19 protein-coding genes are annotated in these 16,840 nt (G+C 70.4%); 10 read left to right on the forward strand and 9 right to left on the reverse strand.

Annotated features, from left to right (window positions below; translation table 11 throughout):
- Positions 1-12: 12 nt before the first annotated feature.
- Together ABZ848_RS33035 and dapE are read left to right on the forward strand one after the other, a co-directional pair.
- Complete coding sequence (locus ABZ848_RS33035) at positions 13-1,479, forward strand: amino acid permease (protein ID WP_360837863.1); 1,467 nt, start codon at positions 13-15, stop codon at positions 1,477-1,479.
- Complete coding sequence (dapE, locus tag ABZ848_RS33040; RefSeq protein ID WP_360837864.1) at positions 1,476-2,528, forward strand: succinyl-diaminopimelate desuccinylase; 1,053 nt, start codon at positions 1,476-1,478, stop codon at positions 2,526-2,528. Before ABZ848_RS33035 ends, dapE begins: the two co-directional genes overlap by 4 nt.
- On the opposite strand, the gene ABZ848_RS33045 is transcribed toward dapE, so the two are convergent.
- Positions 2,509-4,065 (reverse strand): helix-turn-helix domain-containing protein, encoded by a 1,557-nt coding sequence (locus tag ABZ848_RS33045; RefSeq protein WP_360837866.1) that lies wholly within the window; start codon positions 4,063-4,065, stop codon positions 2,509-2,511. The two genes, dapE and ABZ848_RS33045, sit on opposite strands and share 20 nt — an antisense overlap.
- A gap of 103 nt (positions 4,066-4,168) precedes the next feature.
- On the opposite strand from ABZ848_RS33045, the gene ABZ848_RS33050 reads away from it, so the two are divergent.
- Genes ABZ848_RS33050 through ABZ848_RS33060 form a run of 3 tightly spaced genes read left to right on the forward strand, consistent with a single transcriptional unit; the run spans position 4,169 to position 6,897 of the window.
- Positions 4,169-4,957: a chorismate synthase gene (locus ABZ848_RS33050; RefSeq protein WP_360837867.1), complete on the forward strand. Its 789-nt coding sequence runs from the start codon at positions 4,169-4,171 to the stop codon at positions 4,955-4,957.
- Positions 4,954-6,096, forward strand: coding sequence for an o-succinylbenzoate synthase (menC, locus tag ABZ848_RS33055; protein WP_360837868.1), 1,143 nt, complete (start codon positions 4,954-4,956; stop codon positions 6,094-6,096). Before ABZ848_RS33050 ends, menC begins: the two co-directional genes overlap by 4 nt.
- A 9-nt stretch (positions 6,097-6,105) precedes the next feature.
- Positions 6,106-6,897 carry a S16 family serine protease gene (locus ABZ848_RS33060; RefSeq protein WP_360837870.1) on the forward strand — a complete coding sequence of 264 codons (792 nt, stop codon included), beginning with the start codon at positions 6,106-6,108 and terminating at the stop codon, positions 6,895-6,897.
- A gap of 48 nt (positions 6,898-6,945) precedes the next feature.
- Here ABZ848_RS33060 and ABZ848_RS33065 read toward each other — a convergent pair whose 3' ends face one another.
- From ABZ848_RS33065 to ABZ848_RS33095, 7 genes are read right to left on the reverse strand one after another with little or no spacing between them, the layout of a single operon-like run.
- On the reverse strand, positions 6,946-7,131 hold the full coding sequence (locus tag ABZ848_RS33065) for a hypothetical protein (RefSeq protein WP_360837974.1): 186 nt from the start codon (positions 7,129-7,131) through the stop codon (positions 6,946-6,948).
- Positions 7,131-7,727: a helix-turn-helix domain-containing protein gene (locus ABZ848_RS33070; RefSeq protein ID WP_360837871.1), complete on the reverse strand. Its 597-nt coding sequence runs from the start codon at positions 7,725-7,727 to the stop codon at positions 7,131-7,133. Before ABZ848_RS33070 ends, ABZ848_RS33065 begins: the two co-directional genes overlap by 1 nt.
- Positions 7,728-7,786: 59 nt before the next feature.
- Positions 7,787-8,743, reverse strand: coding sequence for a glycine betaine ABC transporter substrate-binding protein (locus ABZ848_RS33075; RefSeq protein ID WP_360837873.1), 957 nt, complete (start codon positions 8,741-8,743; stop codon positions 7,787-7,789).
- Positions 8,740-9,594: an ABC transporter permease gene (locus ABZ848_RS33080; RefSeq protein WP_360837875.1), complete on the reverse strand. Its 855-nt coding sequence runs from the start codon at positions 9,592-9,594 to the stop codon at positions 8,740-8,742. The genes ABZ848_RS33075 and ABZ848_RS33080 overlap by 4 nt, the downstream gene beginning before the upstream one ends.
- Positions 9,591-10,826 (reverse strand): betaine/proline/choline family ABC transporter ATP-binding protein, encoded by a 1,236-nt coding sequence (locus ABZ848_RS33085; RefSeq protein WP_360837876.1) that lies wholly within the window; start codon positions 10,824-10,826, stop codon positions 9,591-9,593. The genes ABZ848_RS33080 and ABZ848_RS33085 overlap by 4 nt, the downstream gene beginning before the upstream one ends.
- Positions 10,819-11,466: an ABC transporter permease gene (locus ABZ848_RS33090; protein WP_360837877.1), complete on the reverse strand. Its 648-nt coding sequence runs from the start codon at positions 11,464-11,466 to the stop codon at positions 10,819-10,821. Before ABZ848_RS33090 ends, ABZ848_RS33085 begins: the two co-directional genes overlap by 8 nt.
- A gap of 32 nt (positions 11,467-11,498) precedes the next feature.
- Positions 11,499-11,978, reverse strand: a complete 480-nt coding sequence (locus ABZ848_RS33095) for an Lrp/AsnC family transcriptional regulator (RefSeq protein WP_360837879.1) — start codon at positions 11,976-11,978, stop codon at positions 11,499-11,501.
- A gap of 127 nt (positions 11,979-12,105) precedes the next feature.
- Here ABZ848_RS33095 and hppD point away from each other — a divergent pair, with 127 nt between their 5' ends.
- From hppD to nthA, 5 genes are all read left to right on the forward strand, one after another.
- A complete protein-coding gene (gene hppD, locus ABZ848_RS33100; protein WP_360837880.1) occupies positions 12,106-13,251 on the forward strand; it encodes a 4-hydroxyphenylpyruvate dioxygenase in 1,146 nt (381 codons plus the stop codon).
- A gap of 86 nt (positions 13,252-13,337) precedes the next feature.
- On the forward strand, positions 13,338-14,207 hold the full coding sequence (locus ABZ848_RS33105) for a Teichoic acid biosynthesis protein C (Precursor) (protein ID WP_360837881.1): 870 nt from the start codon (positions 13,338-13,340) through the stop codon (positions 14,205-14,207).
- Between the two features lie 9 nt (positions 14,208-14,216).
- Positions 14,217-14,498: a hypothetical protein gene (locus ABZ848_RS33110; RefSeq protein ID WP_360837882.1), complete on the forward strand. Its 282-nt coding sequence runs from the start codon at positions 14,217-14,219 to the stop codon at positions 14,496-14,498.
- Positions 14,491-14,775, forward strand: a complete 285-nt coding sequence (locus ABZ848_RS33115; RefSeq protein WP_360837883.1) for an SH3-like domain-containing protein — start codon at positions 14,491-14,493, stop codon at positions 14,773-14,775. The genes ABZ848_RS33110 and ABZ848_RS33115 overlap by 8 nt, the downstream gene beginning before the upstream one ends.
- Positions 14,772-15,353: a nitrile hydratase subunit alpha gene (gene nthA, locus ABZ848_RS33120; protein ID WP_360837884.1), complete on the forward strand. Its 582-nt coding sequence runs from the start codon at positions 14,772-14,774 to the stop codon at positions 15,351-15,353. Before ABZ848_RS33115 ends, nthA begins: the two co-directional genes overlap by 4 nt.
- Position 15,354: 1 nt before the next feature.
- Here nthA and ABZ848_RS33125 read toward each other — a convergent pair whose 3' ends face one another.
- Entirely contained in the window at positions 15,355-16,806 is a 1,452-nt protein-coding gene (locus ABZ848_RS33125) for a tetratricopeptide repeat protein (RefSeq protein WP_360837885.1), read from the reverse strand.
- Between the last annotated feature and the right edge of the window lie 34 nt (positions 16,807-16,840).

A 16,840-nucleotide genomic window follows, 5' to 3' on the forward strand; every position in this document is an offset into this window, starting at 1 on the left:
AGGGAACGGCACATGGACACGGTCCGTACACGGCCCCACGATCAGCAACCCCCAAGACCCGCAAGCCGTTTCACCCGGCGGCAGGCGCTGGGCGCGCTCGTCGGGGAAGCGTCCGGCAGCCCGCTCAAGCGGACCATGGGGGTCACCCAGCTCACCCTGCTCAGCGTCGGCGCCACGCTCGGTACCGGAATCTTCGTCGTGCTCGGCCAGGCCGTGCCCGAAGCCGGGCCCGCGATCGTCGTGTCCTTCGTGCTCGCCGGCGTGACCGCGCTGTTCTCCGCACTCTCCTACGCCGAGCTGGCCGGCATGATCCCCGGCTCCGGATCCTCGTACAGCTACGCCTACGCCACCCTCGGCGAGCTCGTCGCCTGGGTCTGCGGGTGGTGTCTGATTCTCGAGTACGGGGTGTCCGTCGCCGCCGTCGCGGTCGGCTGGGGGCAGTACGTCAACGAGCTGCTCGATCTCACCCTCGGGGTGACCCTCCCCGAGTCACTCAGCGCGCCGCCCGGCCTCGGCGGCACCCTCAACATCCCGGCCGCCCTCATCGTCGTACTCGCGATGGTCGTACTGCTCCGCGGCGCACGCGAAAGCGCCGTAGCGAATGTCGTCATGGTCGGTGTGAAGATCGCCGCGCTCGTTCTCTTCTGCGCCGTCGCCTTCACCGCCTTCCACGCCGGGAACTTCCAGCCGCTGTTCCCGCTCGGCGCCGCCGGCATGAGCGCCGGCGCGGCCTCGCTGTTCTTCTCGTACATCGGGTTCGACGCGGCCTCGACCGCGGGCGAGGAGGCCAGGAACCCGCAGCGCGACCTGCCCCGCGCGATCATCCTCTCCCTCGTCCTCGTCACCGCCCTCTACGTCCTCGTCGCGGTCGCCGCGCTCGGCGCCATGCCGTGGACGAAGTTCGAGGGCACCGAGGCCACGCTCAGCCAGGTCCTCGTGCAGAGCGTGGGCGGCGGGAACCTGTGGCCGATCCTGCTCTCCATCGGCGCCGTCGTCGCCACCACGAGTGTCGTGCTCACCGTGCAGTACGGGCAGATCCGCATCCTCTTCGCGATGGCCCGGGACGGACTCGTGCCGCCGCTGTTCGCCAAGGTCAGCCCGCGTACCGGGGTGCCGCGCGCCAACACCGTCATCGTGTCGTCGTTCATCGCCGTACTGGCCGCCCTCGTCCCGCTCGGCAGCCTCGCCGACGCCACCAGCATCGGCACCCTCTTCGCGTTCATGCTGGTCAACCTGGCCGTGGTGCTGCTGCGCCGGCGCAGCCCCGAGGCGCCCCGCACCTTCCGCGTCCCGTTCTCGCCGATCACGCCGGTCCTCGGCGTCGGCTTCTGCGCGTACATGCTGTTCAGCCTCGGCACCGACACATGGATCGCGTTCGGCGCGTGGATGGCGGCCGGGCTCGTGATCTACGGCTGTTACGGCGTCCGGCACTCCAAGCTCAACAGGCCGCAGGAGCAGGAACAGGAGACGGCCGCGTGACCGGCCTCGACCTCACCTCCGACGTCGTCACCCTCACCCGAGCCCTCGTCGACCTCCCTTCCGAGAGCGGGCAGGAGGGTCCGATCGCGGACGCTGTCGAGGCCGCCCTCCGCACCCTGCCCCACCTCACCGTCGACCGTCTCGGCAATTCCGTCGTCGCCCGCACCCACCTCGGCCGCCCCCAACGCGCCCTGATCGCCGGTCACTTGGACACAGTCCCGGCCGCCGGAAACCTGCCCTCCGCACTCCGCGACGACCGCGTCCACGGCCTCGGCGCCTGCGACATGAAGGGCGGTGTCGCCGTCGCCCTCCGCCTAGCCGCCACCGTCCCCGCCCCGACCCGCGACCTCACCTACGTCTTCTACGAGTGCGAGGAGGTCGAGGGCGACCGCAACGGCCTGCACCGGATCGCCGCCGACCGCCCCGAACTCCTCGCGGCCGACCTGGCGATCCTCATGGAACCCTCCGACGCCGGCGTCGAGGCCGGCTGCCAGGGCATCCTCACCGCCGACATCGTCGTACGCGGCGAACGCGCCCACACCGCCCGCTCCTGGCGCGGCCGCAACGCCGCCCACCTGGCCGCGCCCGTCCTCCAGCGGCTCCACGACCACACGCCCGAGCGGGTCGTGATCGACGGCCTGGAGTACCGGGAGGGGCTCAGCGCGGTGGCACTGCGCGCTGGGGTCGCCGGGAACGTCGTACCGGACGAGTGCGTGATCACCGTCAACTCCCGGTTCGCGCCGAACCGTTCGGCCGAGGAGGCGGAGGCGTACGTACGGAAGCTCTTTCCGGAGTACGAGGTGGACGTCACCGAGGTCGTGCCGGGCGCCCTGCCGCGGCTGGACCGGATCGGCGAGGTCGCCGCGGCGCTGGACGCGGCTCCCCGGCCCAAGCTCGGCTGGACGGACGTGGCGCGGTTCGCGGCGCTCGGCATGCCCGCTCTCAACTACGGGCCGGGTGACCCGTCGTTGGCCCACACGGCGGGGGAGTACGTGCCCGTGGAGCAGCTGCGCGCCTGCGAGGAGAGGCTCAGGGGCTGGCTGGGCTGAGTCCCGCCAGCGTCCTCAACTGCAGCCACAGCACCAGCCGTTCGTCGGGATCGTCGAGGTCGATCCCGATGTGCTGCTGGGCCTGGCGCAGCCGGTAGCGGCAGGTGTTCGGGTGGACGGCGAGCAGCTTCGCCGCCCCCGCCATGTCGCAGCCCGCGTCGAACCAACTCACCAGCGTACGCGCGTAGTCGGTGCCGTTCGCCGAGTCGTACGCCAGCACCCGCCGCCACGCCCCCGCGCTCAACTCCCGTCGTTGACCGAGCACTTCGGCCAGCCGCAGCAGCGTGACCCGCGCCCGCACCTCGTCCACCGTCGCCACCGGCAACTCCGGCCCCAGCACCCGCAGCACCAGGTCCGCGTCCTCCCGCGAGGCCACCGCCTCCGCAGCCCCGGCCACCACCTCGCCGAGCGCCGCCCGCACCGGCACCCGCAGCGCCTGCCCCGCCCGCGCCACGATGTCCTCCGCCAGCCGCTTGTGGCTTCCCTTCCGGGGTGCGGACGGCGCGGGCAGCAGCGCGTAGACCACCCCGTCGACCAGCACGCACGCGTGCCGCCCGTAACGAGCCTCGCACTGCAGCCGTACGACGTCCAGCAGCCGCAGTGCGGTCTGCTCGGTGTCCGGGAGGCTCGCCGCGTCCAGGACGAAGGCGGCCACCCGCACGGCACCCTCAAGTCCCAGCCGCTGCACGGCGGTTGGGGCGTCCGCCGTGCCGTCCAGGAGGCGGCGCAGGAGGTCGCTGTTCTGGTGGCGGGCGAGTTCCTGGGCGGCGCGGGCCCGCAGCAGGAGCAGCGCGGCCGTGGACGCGCCCTGCACGAGGGCCTGTTCGGCGTCGGCGGCGAGGGTGCCGTCGTCGACCACCCAGATCGAGCCGAGCGTCTCGCCGCCGGCCCGCACGGCGACCGCGAGCCGGGGCAGGTCGCCCTCGTGGAGCGCGGGCAGCCGTACCGGACCGTCGGCCGCGAACAGCACCCGGTACTGCTCGGTGTTGCGTGAACTGGCCGGCACCTGGAGGCCGAGGATGCCCTCCCGCCGGTCCTCGTCGACCGGCTGCCCGGAGACGGTCGAGTAGGCGAGGATCCGCTGGCGCGGGTCCTCCACGGCCGTCGCCCCGCCGGTCGCCGTGGCCACCGCGTCCGCGAGCGCGAACAGGTCCCCGTGCCCGCCGGCCGCCGGCGCGGGCCGGGCGCCGATCGCCGAGCTCAGCAGCAGATGCACCTGGTGCCAGGCCGCGTCCTCGCCGACCGACAGCAGCGCGAGCCCGCACGCCTCCGCCTCACCCACCGGCCCGTCCCCGCCGCGCACCACCACCCCGGCCATCCCGGCCTCCGCCGCCGCCCGCACCAACGGCCCCGCGGCAGCCGCCCGCACCCCCACCGCCAGCAGCAACGCCCCCGGCGTCCGCGTGAGCGGCACATGGGCGTCGTACAGCACCGCCTCCGTGACGGGCGCGGCGAGCCCGGCGGCGGGCGCGGCGAGCAGGCGTACGGAGGTGCCGCCGACGACGTCGAGGAGGTCGCCGAGGGTGCAGGCGTCCATGAGGGTGCTCCCGGGTGCGGTTGGCTGATTCTGAAAGGAACGTACGCAGGCCTTGTCCGTCCGCACAATGTGAGGGCGCCCACCTGGTCGCGAGACTCGTCCCATGACTCTCGACCGTCCGCCCGGAGTGAGCATCCGCAGCGTCCGCGACGTCGCCGGCCTGGCCGCCGTCGCCGACTACTTCAGCGACGTCTGGCAGACCCCGCGCACCGCCCCGCCCTACCCGGCCGAGGTGCTGCACAGCCTGGTCCACGCGGGCGGGGCCGTGCACGCCGCGTACGACGGGGCGCGGCTGGCCGGGGCTTCGGTCGCCGTGTTCGGGCCGGGCGGCGACACGTACTCGCTGGTCGCCGCCGCCGACCAGGGGCTCGGGCTGGCGGTGAAGCAGGCCCAGCGGGACTGGGCCCTCGGCCTCGGTGCCCGCACCATGCGCTGGACCTTCGACCCGCTGATCGGCCGCAACGCCCGCTTCAACCTGGCCAAGCTGGGTGCCACGGGGACGGAGTACCTCGTCGACTTCTACGGCCCCATGGCCGACGGGGTGAACGACGGGGACGAGAGCGACCGGATGACGGTGACGTGGGAGCTGGGGGAGGAGCTGGGGGAGCCCTCACCCCCGTACGAGACCGGTGAAGGCGACCGCGAAACGGCCCCCGCCACCCACACCGCCCCCGACGGCGGCACCCTCGCGTGTCGTGACCTCGCCGACCGGCGCATCTGGTGCCGCGTCCCGCAGGACATCGTCGGACTCCGCGCCGCCGATCCCGCCCTCGCCCTGCGCTGGCGGCGGGCCGTCCGCGAGGTGTTCACGGAGGCCTTCCGGGAGGGCTTCACGGCGACGGGAATGTCCCGAGACGGCTGGTACACGCTCACCCGGAAGGCCACGGCATGAAGCTCGAACGCGTGGAGATCGTCCACGTCGCGATCCCCCTGGTCACGCCGTTCCGCACGTCCTTCGGCACGATGACGACGAAGGACACCTTCCTGCTCCACGTCGTGACGGACGCGGCCGAGGGCTGGTCGGAGTTCGCCGCGGACCCCGAGCCGCTGTACTGCTCGGAGTTCACGGCCGGCGCGGAGCTCGTGCTGCGGGACTTCCTGCTGCCGAGGGCGGCGGCGCTGCCCGACCTCACCACCCCGCTGCTGGCCCCCGCCCTGGCCAGGATCAAGGGCCACGAGCTGGCGAAGGCGGCGCTGGAGACGGCGGTCCTGGACGCCGAACTGCGGTCGTACGGCATGCCGTTGGCGAGGTATCTGGGCGCGGTACGGGACAGCGTGCCGGCCGGGGTCTCGGTCGGCATCAAGGAGTCCGTCGCCGAACTGCTGGACGATGTCGAGCGCTATCTCGCCGAGGGCTACGTCCGTATCAAGCTGAAGATCGAACCGGGCTGGGACCTCGATCCGGTACGGGCGGTCCGCGACCGCTTCGGCGAGGATCTGCCGCTCCAGGTCGACGCCAACACGGCGTACACGCTCGCGGACGCGGAGCACCTGCGGCGCCTGGACGAGTTCGGCCTGCTGCTGATCGAGGAGCCGCTGGACGAGAACAACCTGCACGCCCACGCGCAGCTCCAGAAACGCCTGCGCACCCCCGTCTGCCTGGACGAGTCCCTCCACAACGCCCGCGATGCCGCGTCCGCGATCGCGATGGACGCGTGCCGGGTGGTGAACGTGAAACCGGCCCGCGTCGGCGGCTATCTGGAGGCCCGCCGCATCCACGACGTGGCCCACGCGCACGGCGTGCCGGTGTGGTGCGGCGGCATGCTGGAGACGGGAATCGGCCGCGCGCCGAACCTCGCGCTCGCCGCCCTTCCCGGCTTCACGCTCCCCGGCGACACATCGGCGTCCAGCCGTTACTTCGCGGAGGACATCACCGAGCCGTTCGTGCTGCGGGACGGCCATCTGCCGGTCCCGACGACTCCGGGAATCGGTATCGAACCGCTGCCGGAGGCCCTGCGGCGCTTCACTCTGGAACGGCGAGACTTGTACGTAAGCCGACCGGCACCTGGCCGGAAGTCACCGTCACGTTAGATTGATCCCGTGCTCTCTCGCCTCACACGCCCCCAGGCCCTCGCCGTCTGTGCCGCGCCCGTCGTGGCGCTGCTCGCCACGGCGGTGTTCGCGCCGCTGCCGTTCTCGTTGGCGCAGCCCGGGATGACGGCGAACGTGCTGGCCGACAACAAGGGGACTCCCGTGATCACGATCTCGGGAGCGGCGGTGCGGAAGACGACCGGGGAATTGCGGATGACGACGATCGAGGCGACGAACCCGGACACGCGGGTGTCGCTGAGTGACGTGCTGTCGGCGTGGTTCGCCACGGACAAGGCGGTCATGCCGCGGGATTCCGTTTATCCGAGCGGGCAGAGCACGAAGCAGATCGAGGAGCACAACAGCGCGCAGATGAAGGAGTCCCAGGACGAGGCGACGCAGGCCGCGCTGGACTACCTCCACCTCAGCGACAAGAACGTCAAGGTCACGCTGAAGCTGGCGGATGTGGGCGGGCCGAGTGCGGGGCTGCTGTTCACCCTGGGCATCATCGACAAGCTCGACGGGAACGGCAGTGGGGGCGAGCTCACGGGGGGTCGCAACATCGCCGGTACGGGGACCATCGACGCGGATGGGAAGGTCGGGGCGGTGGGGGGTGTGGCGCTGAAGACGCAGGCGGCTCGGAGGGATGGGGCGACTGTGTTCTTGGTGCCGAAGGATGAGTGTTCCGACGCCAAGTCCGAGCTGCCGAAGGGGCTTCGACTGATTCCGGTTACGACGCTCAAGGGGGCGGTTTCGTCGCTGGTCGCGCTGGAGAGCGGGAAGGGTTCCGTGCCTCGCTGTTGAGGGCCGGGTGCGGGTGGGTGGGGGCTGGTCGCGCAGTTCCCCGCGCCCCTAAGGGGCGCTTGCTGCCAGCGGTGGCGTCGCGAGGCGTAGGCCTATTTCCACTAACGTCCAGCCGACTCGGGTGCGGAGGGGGCGGCGGGGGTGCGCCGCCGCTGCGAGGCTGTGGGTCTTGGCCTCGGCCTGGAGTTCGGTGGCTCGGGTGTGGTGCAGCGTGAGGTGGATCCCAGGGCCGATCACTGGGTGCTCCTTCGGTCCGTTTCGATGGGGAACAGGTGTGTGTGCAGGCGGACCTGTTCGGCTTCAGGGTCGTCCTCTGGGGCCTCGGACGCGCGATAGCTGTTGAGCAACTCGTGCATCTTGTCGATGAGTTCGTGTGCCTGCTCCGGAGTCAGCCGCAGGCTCCAGTCGCTCAGATCCGTCGAGTGGTCGGTCCAGCGGGGGGACCAGCGATCGCGGGTGGCCAGCCAGGTGGCCAGCTCGCGGTTGTGGTGGTTCGCGAGTTCCTGTAGGAGCAGGTCGGCGGCCCCGCGCACTTGCGGATCCGTGCTCTGGACCAGTTCGGCGTCCCACGTGATGCCCTTGTCCGCGGCCTGCCACCACCGTTCCCGCCCCTTTCCCTGCTCGGGCGCGTCCTTGATGAAACCGTGTGCCGCCAGTTGCCGCAGGTGGTAGCTGGTGGCCCCACTTGACTCGCCCAGTCGTTCGGCGAGCATCGACGCGGTGGCCGGGCCGTGCCGGCGCAGTGCGTTGAGCAGTTCCATACGCAGGGGATGGGCGAGGCCGCGCAAGGAGCGTGCGTCGAGCTTCCGTACATCGGACTGTTCCGCCATGCGTACAAAGGTAGCTATGCAAAGGAGCCTTTGCAACAGGTTCTTTGTAAGTCCCGCCCCTACTTGACCAGCCCCTCCGCCTTCATCCACTCCAGCGCCACCTGATGCGGATCCTCCCCGTCCACGTCAACCTTCGCGTTCAGCGACTGCGCCACCGTGTTGTTCAGTTTCTTCGTCACCGGGGCCAGCACCTCCGCGATCGCCGGCCACTTCTTCAGGGACTTCGTGTTGATCTCCGGTGCCGCGTTGTAGTTGGGGAAGAACTTCTTGTCGTCCTGCATCACCGCGAGGTTCATGGACTTGATGCGGCCGTCGGTCGTGAAGACCTCGCCGTACGTGCAACTGCCTTTCTTCACCTGGGTGTAGATGATCCCGGTGTCCATCTGCGTGATGTTCTTCGCCGGCACCTTCATGCCGTACGCCTTCTCCAAGCCCGGCAGCCCGTCCGCCCGGTTGGCGAACTCGCTCTCCACGCACAGCGTCACCGCACCGGGGTTCTTCTTCGCCAGCGCGGCCACGTCCGAGAGCGTCTTCGTGCCGTACTTCTTGAAGTTGGACTGGTTCATCGCGAGGGCGTAGGTGTTGTTGAGGGCCGAGGGGGACAGCCAGGTCAGGCCGTTCTTGAGGTCCGCGTCCCGTACCGCCTCCCACTGCTTCTGCGGGTCGGTGATCGGTTCGCTGTTGCCGAGATACGTGATCCAGGCCGTGCCCGTGTACTCGTACATGCCGTCCGCGTCACCGGACTTGACCGCCTCGCGTGCGCCGATCGACCCCTGGATGCCGGTGCGGTCGAGGACGTCCGCGCCCGCCGCCTGGAAGGCGATGCCCATCATCGCGCCGAGGATGAGCTGTTCCGTGAACTCCTTGGAGGTGACGGTGAGATGGGCCCCCTTGAGGGGCTCGCCCTTCCCCACCGTGCCCGGCTGCACGTCGTCCACCATGGGGGAGCCGCTCTGCAGCCCGCAGGCGGAGGCCAGCAGAAGAGTGCCGGTCAGGAGGAGACATCCGCGTTTCATGTTCCCGCCTCCAATCCCCTTGGCCTGAGCACGAGTTCGGCCAGCGACGCCAGCCAGTCCACCAGCAGGGCCAGTACGACCGTGAGGATCGAGCCCAGCATCAGCACCGGCATGCGCTGGGTGGTGATGCCGGTGGTGATGAGGACGCCCAGGCCGCCGCCTCCGCCGAAGGTCGCCAGCGTCGCCGTACCGACGTTCAGGACGAGGGCCGTGCGGACGCCGGCGAGGATCAGGGGGACGGCCAGGGGGAGTTCGACCTTCGCGAGGACGCCGAGGGGGGACATGCCGATGCCTCGGGCCGCCTCCAGGAGGGTCGGGTCGTTGGCCTTGAGGCCCGCGATGGTGTTGGACAGGACCGGCAGGACGGCGTAGACGATGATGCCGATCAGGGCCGCCTTCGTGCCGGTGCCGAGCCAGATCACCAGCAGGGCGAGGAGGCCGATCGCGGGGGTCGCCTGGCCCATGTTGGCGAACGCCATCGCCACCGGGGTGGCCTTCCGGAACGCCTTGCGGGTCAGCAGGATGCCCAGCGGGATCGCGATGATCAGCACGAAGAACGTGGAGATCGCGGTCAGCTCGATGTGCTGCCAGAGGGCCTTGGAGACCTGGCCGCCGGAGAGGGCGTTCTTGGAGATCGAGTCGAGGGTCGCCTGCTCGAACCACAGCCAGGTCGCGAGGAGGACGGCGATCAGGACGGCCGGCAGGAACGTCAGCTTCTGCCAGCTGATGCGGCGTGCCGTGCGCTGCGGGGGCGGCGGAGCCTCCTGCTCGGCCTCGCCCTCGTCGCGGAAGGCGAGGCCCTTGACGTCGTGCTCGCCGTCGGGCCGTTTCTGCTCCGCGGGGCTCGTCACGCCTTCGCCTCCCCGCCGGGGCCCTCCTGCTCGGCGTGCGTCTGCGCGGCCCGCGCCTCCTCCAGTTCGTGCTGGTGCTCCATGGCCTCCAGCCGGTCGGCCTCCAGGAGTTCGTGCACGGAGTTCATGAGCGTCTCCATGTCTACGACGCCCTCGTACTCGCCGCGCCGCCCGGTCACCGCGACCCGCCCCGCGTTGTCGGTGAGCACCGCCTCCAGGGCGTCGCGCAGGGTCCCGTCCCTGGTCACCGTGTCGTGCACGAGCGTGCCCGCGCGGGCGAGCGAGCCGCGGGCCCGCATCAGGTCGCCGCGCCTGAGCCACTTGTAGGGGCGGCGGCGCTTGTCGAGCAGCAGGATCTCGTTCGTACCGCTGCCGCGGAGCTTGTTGAAGATCTCCTGGAGCGGGTCGTCGACGGTCACGGTCGGGTAGTCGGTGATCTCCACGTCCCGCACCCGGGAGAGGTTCAGCCGCTTCAGCGCCGCGCCCGCCCCGACGAAACCGGACACGAAGTCGTCGGCCGGGTTGGTGAGGATCGCCTCGGGGGTGTCGAACTGGGCGATGTGCGAGCGTTCGCGCAGTACGGCGATACGGTCACCGAGCTTGATCGCCTCGTCGAAGTCGTGCGTGACGAACACGATCGTCTTGTGCAGCTCGTGCTGCAGCCTGATCAGCTCGTCCTGGAGATGATCACGGGTGATCGGGTCGACCGCGCCGAAGGGTTCGTCCATCAACAACACGGGCGGGTCCGCCGCCAGCGCCCGCGCCACGCCGACCCGCTGCTGCTGGCCGCCCGACAGCTGGCGCGGATAGCGGCCGTGGAACTCGCCCGGGTCGAGGCCGACGAGGTCGAGCAGCTCCTCGACCCGGTTCTTGATACGGGACTTGGACCAGCCGACCATCTTCGGCACGAGGGCGATGTTCTGGGCGACCGTCATGTGCGGGAACAGGCCGGCCGACTGGATGGCGTAACCCACCTTGCGGCGCAACCTGACCGGATCCATGTCGGTCACGTCCTCACCGTTGATCCGGATGCGACCACCCGACGGCTCGATCAACCTGTTGATCATCTTGAGCGTGGTCGACTTACCGCACCCGGACGGGCCGACGAAGATGACGATCTCGCCGGCCTTGATCTCCATGTTGACGTTGTCCACGGAGGGGTTGGGGTTGCCCGGATACCTCTTGGTGAGGTTCTCCAGCTCGATCGTCGCCCCCTGGGTGCTGTCAGGCACGGATCCCCCTCGGAATGGTCAGCCGTCCGATCAGGACGTACGCGGCGTCGAAGAGCAGGGCCAGCACGATGATCCCCAGCGTGCCCGCGAGGACCTGGTTGAGCGCGTTCTTGCTGCCCAGGGAGCCGATGCCGCGGAAGATCTCGTTGCCGAGGCCGGGCCCGGAGGCGTACGCGGCGATCGCGGCGATGCCCATCAGCATCTGCGTCGAGACCCGGATCCCGGTCAGGATCGGCGGCCAGGCCAGCGGCAGCTCGACCCGCAGCAGCCGCGCCGCCCGGGACATGCCGATGCCCTTGGCCGCGTCCACCAGCGCGGGGTCGACCCCGCGCAGCCCGACGATCGCGTTGCGCACGATCGGCAGCAGCCCGTACAGGGTCAGCGCGATCACCGTGGGCGGCACGCCCAGGCCGACGATCGGGATGAGCAGACCGATCATGGCGAGCGAGGGAATGGTCAGAATGGTCGAGGTGGCCATGGTGGCCACGTTCCCGGCCCACTCACTGCGGTAGGTGACGACTCCGATCAACACGCCCAGCAGGGTGGCGACGACCATGCACTGGAAGACGGCGCTCGCGTGCTGATAGGCGTCCGTGAGCAACTGCTGGTGCCGGTTGCCCAGGTACTCCCAGAAATTCACGCGCGCTCACCCCAGGTGGTCGCTCGGATCGCTCAGTCCCTCTCGTCGTCCTCGGCCGCCTGCTCCACCAGCGGGATGATCCGCAGTGGAACGGGGTTCTCCATCACGATCGCCGTGGCGGCCCGGACAATGCCATCAAAACCGACAACCCGGTCGATGACCCGCTGGAGATCGGCGTTGGAGCGGGCCACCAGGCGGCACAGCATGTCGCCGCTGCCGGTGGTGGTGTGCAGCTCCAGCACCTCGGGGACGGTCGCCAAGTGCGCCCGTACGTCCGGTCCTTGGCCCTGCCGGATCTGGAGGGTGGCGAACGCGGTCACGGGGTACCCGAGCGCCGCCGGATCCACCTGCGGCCCGAATCCCCGGATGACGCCATTCGACTGAAGCCGGTCGAGCCGCGCCTGCACGGTGCCCCGGGCGACCCCCAGCCGCCGGGACATCTCGAGCACCCCGATCCGCGGCTCCCGCGCCAGCAGCACGATGATCCGGCCGTCCAGCTGGTCGATCCCCACAGCAGCCTCCCGGGGTGATGGTCATCCTGTACAGGGGACCCGTAAATCCGAGCCCTCCACTGAACAAATTGTCCAGCAGATACGCAAACTATTGCGCACCTTGCCGCTCCAGGACCAGGCTTCCGCTATGACGCAGACCACACACCACACTCCCGACACCGCCCGGCAGGCCGACCCCTTCCCGGTCAAGGGAATGGACGCGGTCGTCTTCGCCGTGGGCAACGCCAAGCAGGCCGCGCACTACTACTCCACCGCCTTCGGCATGCAGCTGGTCGCCTACTCCGGACCGGAGAACGGCAGCCGCGAGACCGCGAGCTACGTCCTGGAGAACGGCTCCGCCCGCTTCGTGTTCACCTCGGTCGTCAAGCCCGCCACCACCTGGGGCCACTTCATCGCCCAGCACGTGGCCGAGCACGGCGACGGCGTGATCGACCTCGCCATCGAGGTCCCGGACGCCCGCGCCGCGTACGCCTACGCCCTCGAACACGGCGCCCGGTCGGTCGCGGAGCCGTACGAACTGAAGGACGACCACGGCACGGTCGTACTCGCGGCGATCGCCACCTACGGCGAGACCCGCCACACGCTCGTCGAGCGCACCGACTACGAAGGCCCCTACCTGCCCGGCTTCGTCGCCGCGGCCCCGATCGTCGAGCCGCCCGCCCACCGCACCTTCCAGGCCATCGACCACTGCGTCGGCAACGTCGAGCTCGGCCGGATGAACGAGTGGGTCGGCTTCTACAACAAGGTCATGGGCTTCACGAACATGAAGGAGTTCGTCGGCGACGACATCGCCACCGAGTACAGCGCGCTGATGTCGAAGGTGGTCGCCGACGGCACGCTCAAGGTCAAGTTCCCGATCAACGAACCCGCCATCGCCAAGAAGAAGTCCCAGATCGACGAGTACCTGGAGTTCTACGGCGGCGCGGGCGTCCAGCACATCGCGCTCAACACGGGCGACATCGTGCAGACGGTACGGACCATGCGCGCGGCCGGCGTGGAGTTCCTCAACACTCCGGACTCGTACTACGACACCCTCGGCGAGTGGGTCGGCGACACCCGCGTGCCCCTCGACACCCTGCGCGAGCTGAAGATCCTCGCCGACCGGGACGAGGACGGCTACCTGCTGCAGATCTTCACCAAGCCGGTCCAGGACCGTCCGACGGTCTTCTTCGAGATCATCGAGCGGCACGGCTCGATGGGCTTCGGCAAGGGCAACTTCAAGGCCCTGTTCGAGGCGATCGAGCGGGAACAGGCCAAGCGCGGAAACCTTTGAATCGCGGGATCTTGCAACCGGTGAACGGCAGTTGACACTCTCAAGTCCTGCGGGTGCCGAGTGGCGCCCCGGGACTGGGAGTGAGCGTGACCGCGCCGATAGACCTCGCCGTACCGTCCGACCGCTGGCTGTGGCAGAAGGCCACGCTCAAGGAACCGACGGTGCTGCAGTCGTTCGCCTTCGACGAGAAGAACAAGCACCTGTACGTCCTCCAGGTCACCGCCGACGGCCACGCCGCCGGTGACCTGTGCCTCAACAGGCTGGACTACAAGGGCAAACGGCTCGGTGCGATGTACCTCAGGGGCTTCGGCCACGGCGTCAGCATGGGCATCCAGTACGACACCGAGGACGGCTCCACCTGGATCTGGACCGAGGCCGACGCCGAGAACGGGTACGGGCAGGGCGTCACCCGCTTCCACTTCAAGGACGGCGCCGTCCGTACGAGCGCGGACGTGCGGATACGCAAGCCGATAGCGGACTCCACCAACAACCAGCCCTCGGTCTGCACGGCCTCGGGCCGCATCGCCGTCCGCTACCGCGACAAGGCCAACAAGCCCCGCTACCGCGTCTGGGACCTCGCCGCCTTCACCGCCCACCACTACGACGCCCCGATCGCGGACGTCGCCCAGGTCGGCGCCCACCCCGACCCGAAGATCCCCTTCCAGGGCTACGCGCTCCACCGCGACACGGTCTTCCAGATCGCCGGCACGGCCTACGACGCCAAGACCAACCCGTTCGCGGGGCGAGGCAACGCCTACGTCTCCAGCCTCGACATCACCACCGGAAAGCTGCTCCAGCAGCAGCGCACCGAGGCCGGCTACACCCTCGTCTACCGCGAACCCGAGGGCATCGCCGTACGCGGCGACTCGAACCCCAAGGCGTACATCGGCTTCGCGTCGGGCGAGCTGGGATCCCGCAGCTTCTCGATCTTCGTCAAGAACGGCAAGCAGTCGTAGGCTGACCGCATGGCCAGGATCAACGACGTGGGCGGCACCCAGGGCTTCGGCGCGATCGACACCACGGAGGACGCCGAGCCCTTCCACGCGGACTGGGAGGCCCGTGTCGTCGGGCTCTTCAACGCCCTGCGCGCGCAGGGGATCTTCAACACCAACGAGTTCCGGGACGCGATCGAGTCGATGCCGCCGACGGCGTACCTGTCGACGTCGTACTACGAGCGCTGGTTCGAGGCGATCCGCGTCCTGCTGGAGCGCAAGGGCGTGCTGAAGCCGGGTGAGCTGGATGCCTGAGGACCGGTTCCCGCCCGGCACGCGCGTCCGCACCTTCCACCACGACCCGCCGCACCACACCCGCCTGCCGCGCTACGCCCGCGGCAAGCGGGGCGTCGTCGTCGAGCCGGAGGGCCCGGCCGAACTCGCCGACATCAGCGCGCAGGGCCGCGCGGACGCGCCGGTCGAGCAGATCTACGCGGTCCGTTTCGAGGCCCGTGACCTGTGGGGCGAGGGCGACCACCACGTCGTACTGGACCTGTGGGAAAGCTACTTGGAAGAGGACCGGGACGCATGAGCGGTGACCACTCCGACGCGGCGGTGGCCCGTCGGGTACGACGGCTGGAGACCCTGCTGGAGGAGAAGGGCGTCCTGTCCGGCGCCCAACTCGACGAGATCATCGACGCGTCGCTGTCCGGGGCGTCCCCGGCGAACGGCGCACGAGTGGTGGCCCGCGCCTGGCTGGACGCGGAGTTCAGGTCCCGTCTCCTCGCGGACGGCACGGCCGCGGTCCGTGAACTCGGCTACATGGAGGGCTCGTACCAGCGCCTGCGCGTCGTCGAGAACACGGCGACCACCCACAACGTCATCGTCTGCACCCTCTGCTCCTGCTACCCGCTGCGCCTCCTCGGCCCGTCCCCCAGCTGGTACAAGTCCGAGGCCTACCGCTCCCGGGTGGTCCGCGAACCCCGCGCGGTCCTGGGGGAGTTCGGCCTCGACCTCCCCGCCGGCACGGAGATCACGGTCTGGGACTCCAGCGCGGAGACCCGTTACATGGTCCTGCCGCGCCGGCCGGAGGGCACGGAGGGGCTGGACGAGGAGCAGCTGGCGGCGCTCGTCACGCGCAACGCGCTCATCGGCACGGCCGCCCTCTGACTCAACGCTCCTTCTCCGTCGGCTCCTTGCTCTCCTCCTCCGTGGGCAGCGGCTCGTCCGGCACATCCCCGAGGGCCGCCAACGCCTCCTCGGCGAGCGGTACTTGGAGCGGTGAGAAGTACGGGTTGGTGCGGAGGGCCTCCTGGAGGTGCCGGCGTGCGGGGCCGTACTGCTCCAACTCCCGCTCGATCACGCCCCGGTGGTACATGTACGGCGCACTCCGGACCCCGCCCCCGTGCACCCTGTCCGTCGCCACCGTCGCGTACCGCAGCGCCTCCTTGTCGTCGCCGGCGCGGTGCAGCGCCCAGCCCAGCGCGTCGGCCACCGCGATCCCCGGCTGCCGCCGCCACTCGGCCCTGAGCCGTTGTACGGCCGCCGCGGGATCACCGTGGTCCGCCTCGAAGACACCCAGCACCAGCTCGTCGTCCACACCCCCGGCGGCCTCCTCCCGCACCCGCGCCCGCAGCAGGTCGTACTGCACCCGGGCGGCCTGCCCGAGGCCCAGCGACTCGTACAACTCCCCGAGTTCCAGGGCGTATTGGGGGCACGGCTGCTTGGCGAGCGCCACCCGGTACGCGTTCAGGGCCTCCGTGGGCCGCCCCAGCCCCGCCAGCGCCCGCCCCTGCCCGGCCAGCGCGGCCCGCTGGTCGGGGTCGATCCGTACGGCCTCCTGGAAGCGGCGGAGCGCGTCCTCCAGGTCCCCGCGCTCGAAGGACAGCTGCCCGGAGCGCTCCAGCCAGGCCGCCCGCTCGGCGGGGGAGTGCGCTGCCGCCGCCGCGTCGGACAGCGCGGCCGCCGCGTCCTCGCGCCAGCCCCGGTCCCGGTACACGGCCCCGGCCCGCGCCATCACCGCCGGCCCGGAACGCAGCTCCATCAGCCGGTCCAGCGTCCGCTTCGCCGCCTTGTAGTCGCCGAGCCCGGTGTACGCGTCGATCAGCAGCGGATACGTCGTCCACCGCTTCGGCGCGGCCTTCAGCGCCGCCTCGCCCCAGGTCCGCGCCGCCCGGAAGTCCCGCCGGGCGTTGGCCAGCGCGGCCATCCCGTCCATGGCCTCGACATTCCCCCGGCCCCGCACCTTCAACGAGGCCCGCAACGCCCGCTCGCCCCGCGGATAGTTCGCGGCGTCCGCGGTCCGCCGCCCCTGCTCGACGTACGCCGCCCCGAGCACCGCCCAGGCCCGGGCGTCCGTGGGATGCGCCCGTACGAAGCCCTCACGCTCACCGATCAGCACGGCGAGCTCGGGCAGCCCGGCGGGCACCCCCGAACCGACGGCGGCGAGCGCCTGCGCCCCCGGCGCCGGAGCGACCACCTTGGGCACGGCCCGCTGCCAGGGCCAGAACATGAGTGCCCCGCCCAGCACGAAGCACCCCGCGACGGCGGCCACCAGCACGCGCCGTCCCGCACGCGAGCGCCGGACCTCTTCCTGCTCCCCGTTGGCGGTTTGGCTGTCCATGCCGATCACTGTGCGCCCATACGACGAGCACACC

Origin of the sequence: Streptomyces sp. NPDC047081 (genome assembly GCF_040643775.1) — a bacterium.
Classification (GTDB): Bacteria; Actinomycetota; Actinomycetes; order Streptomycetales; family Streptomycetaceae; genus Streptomyces.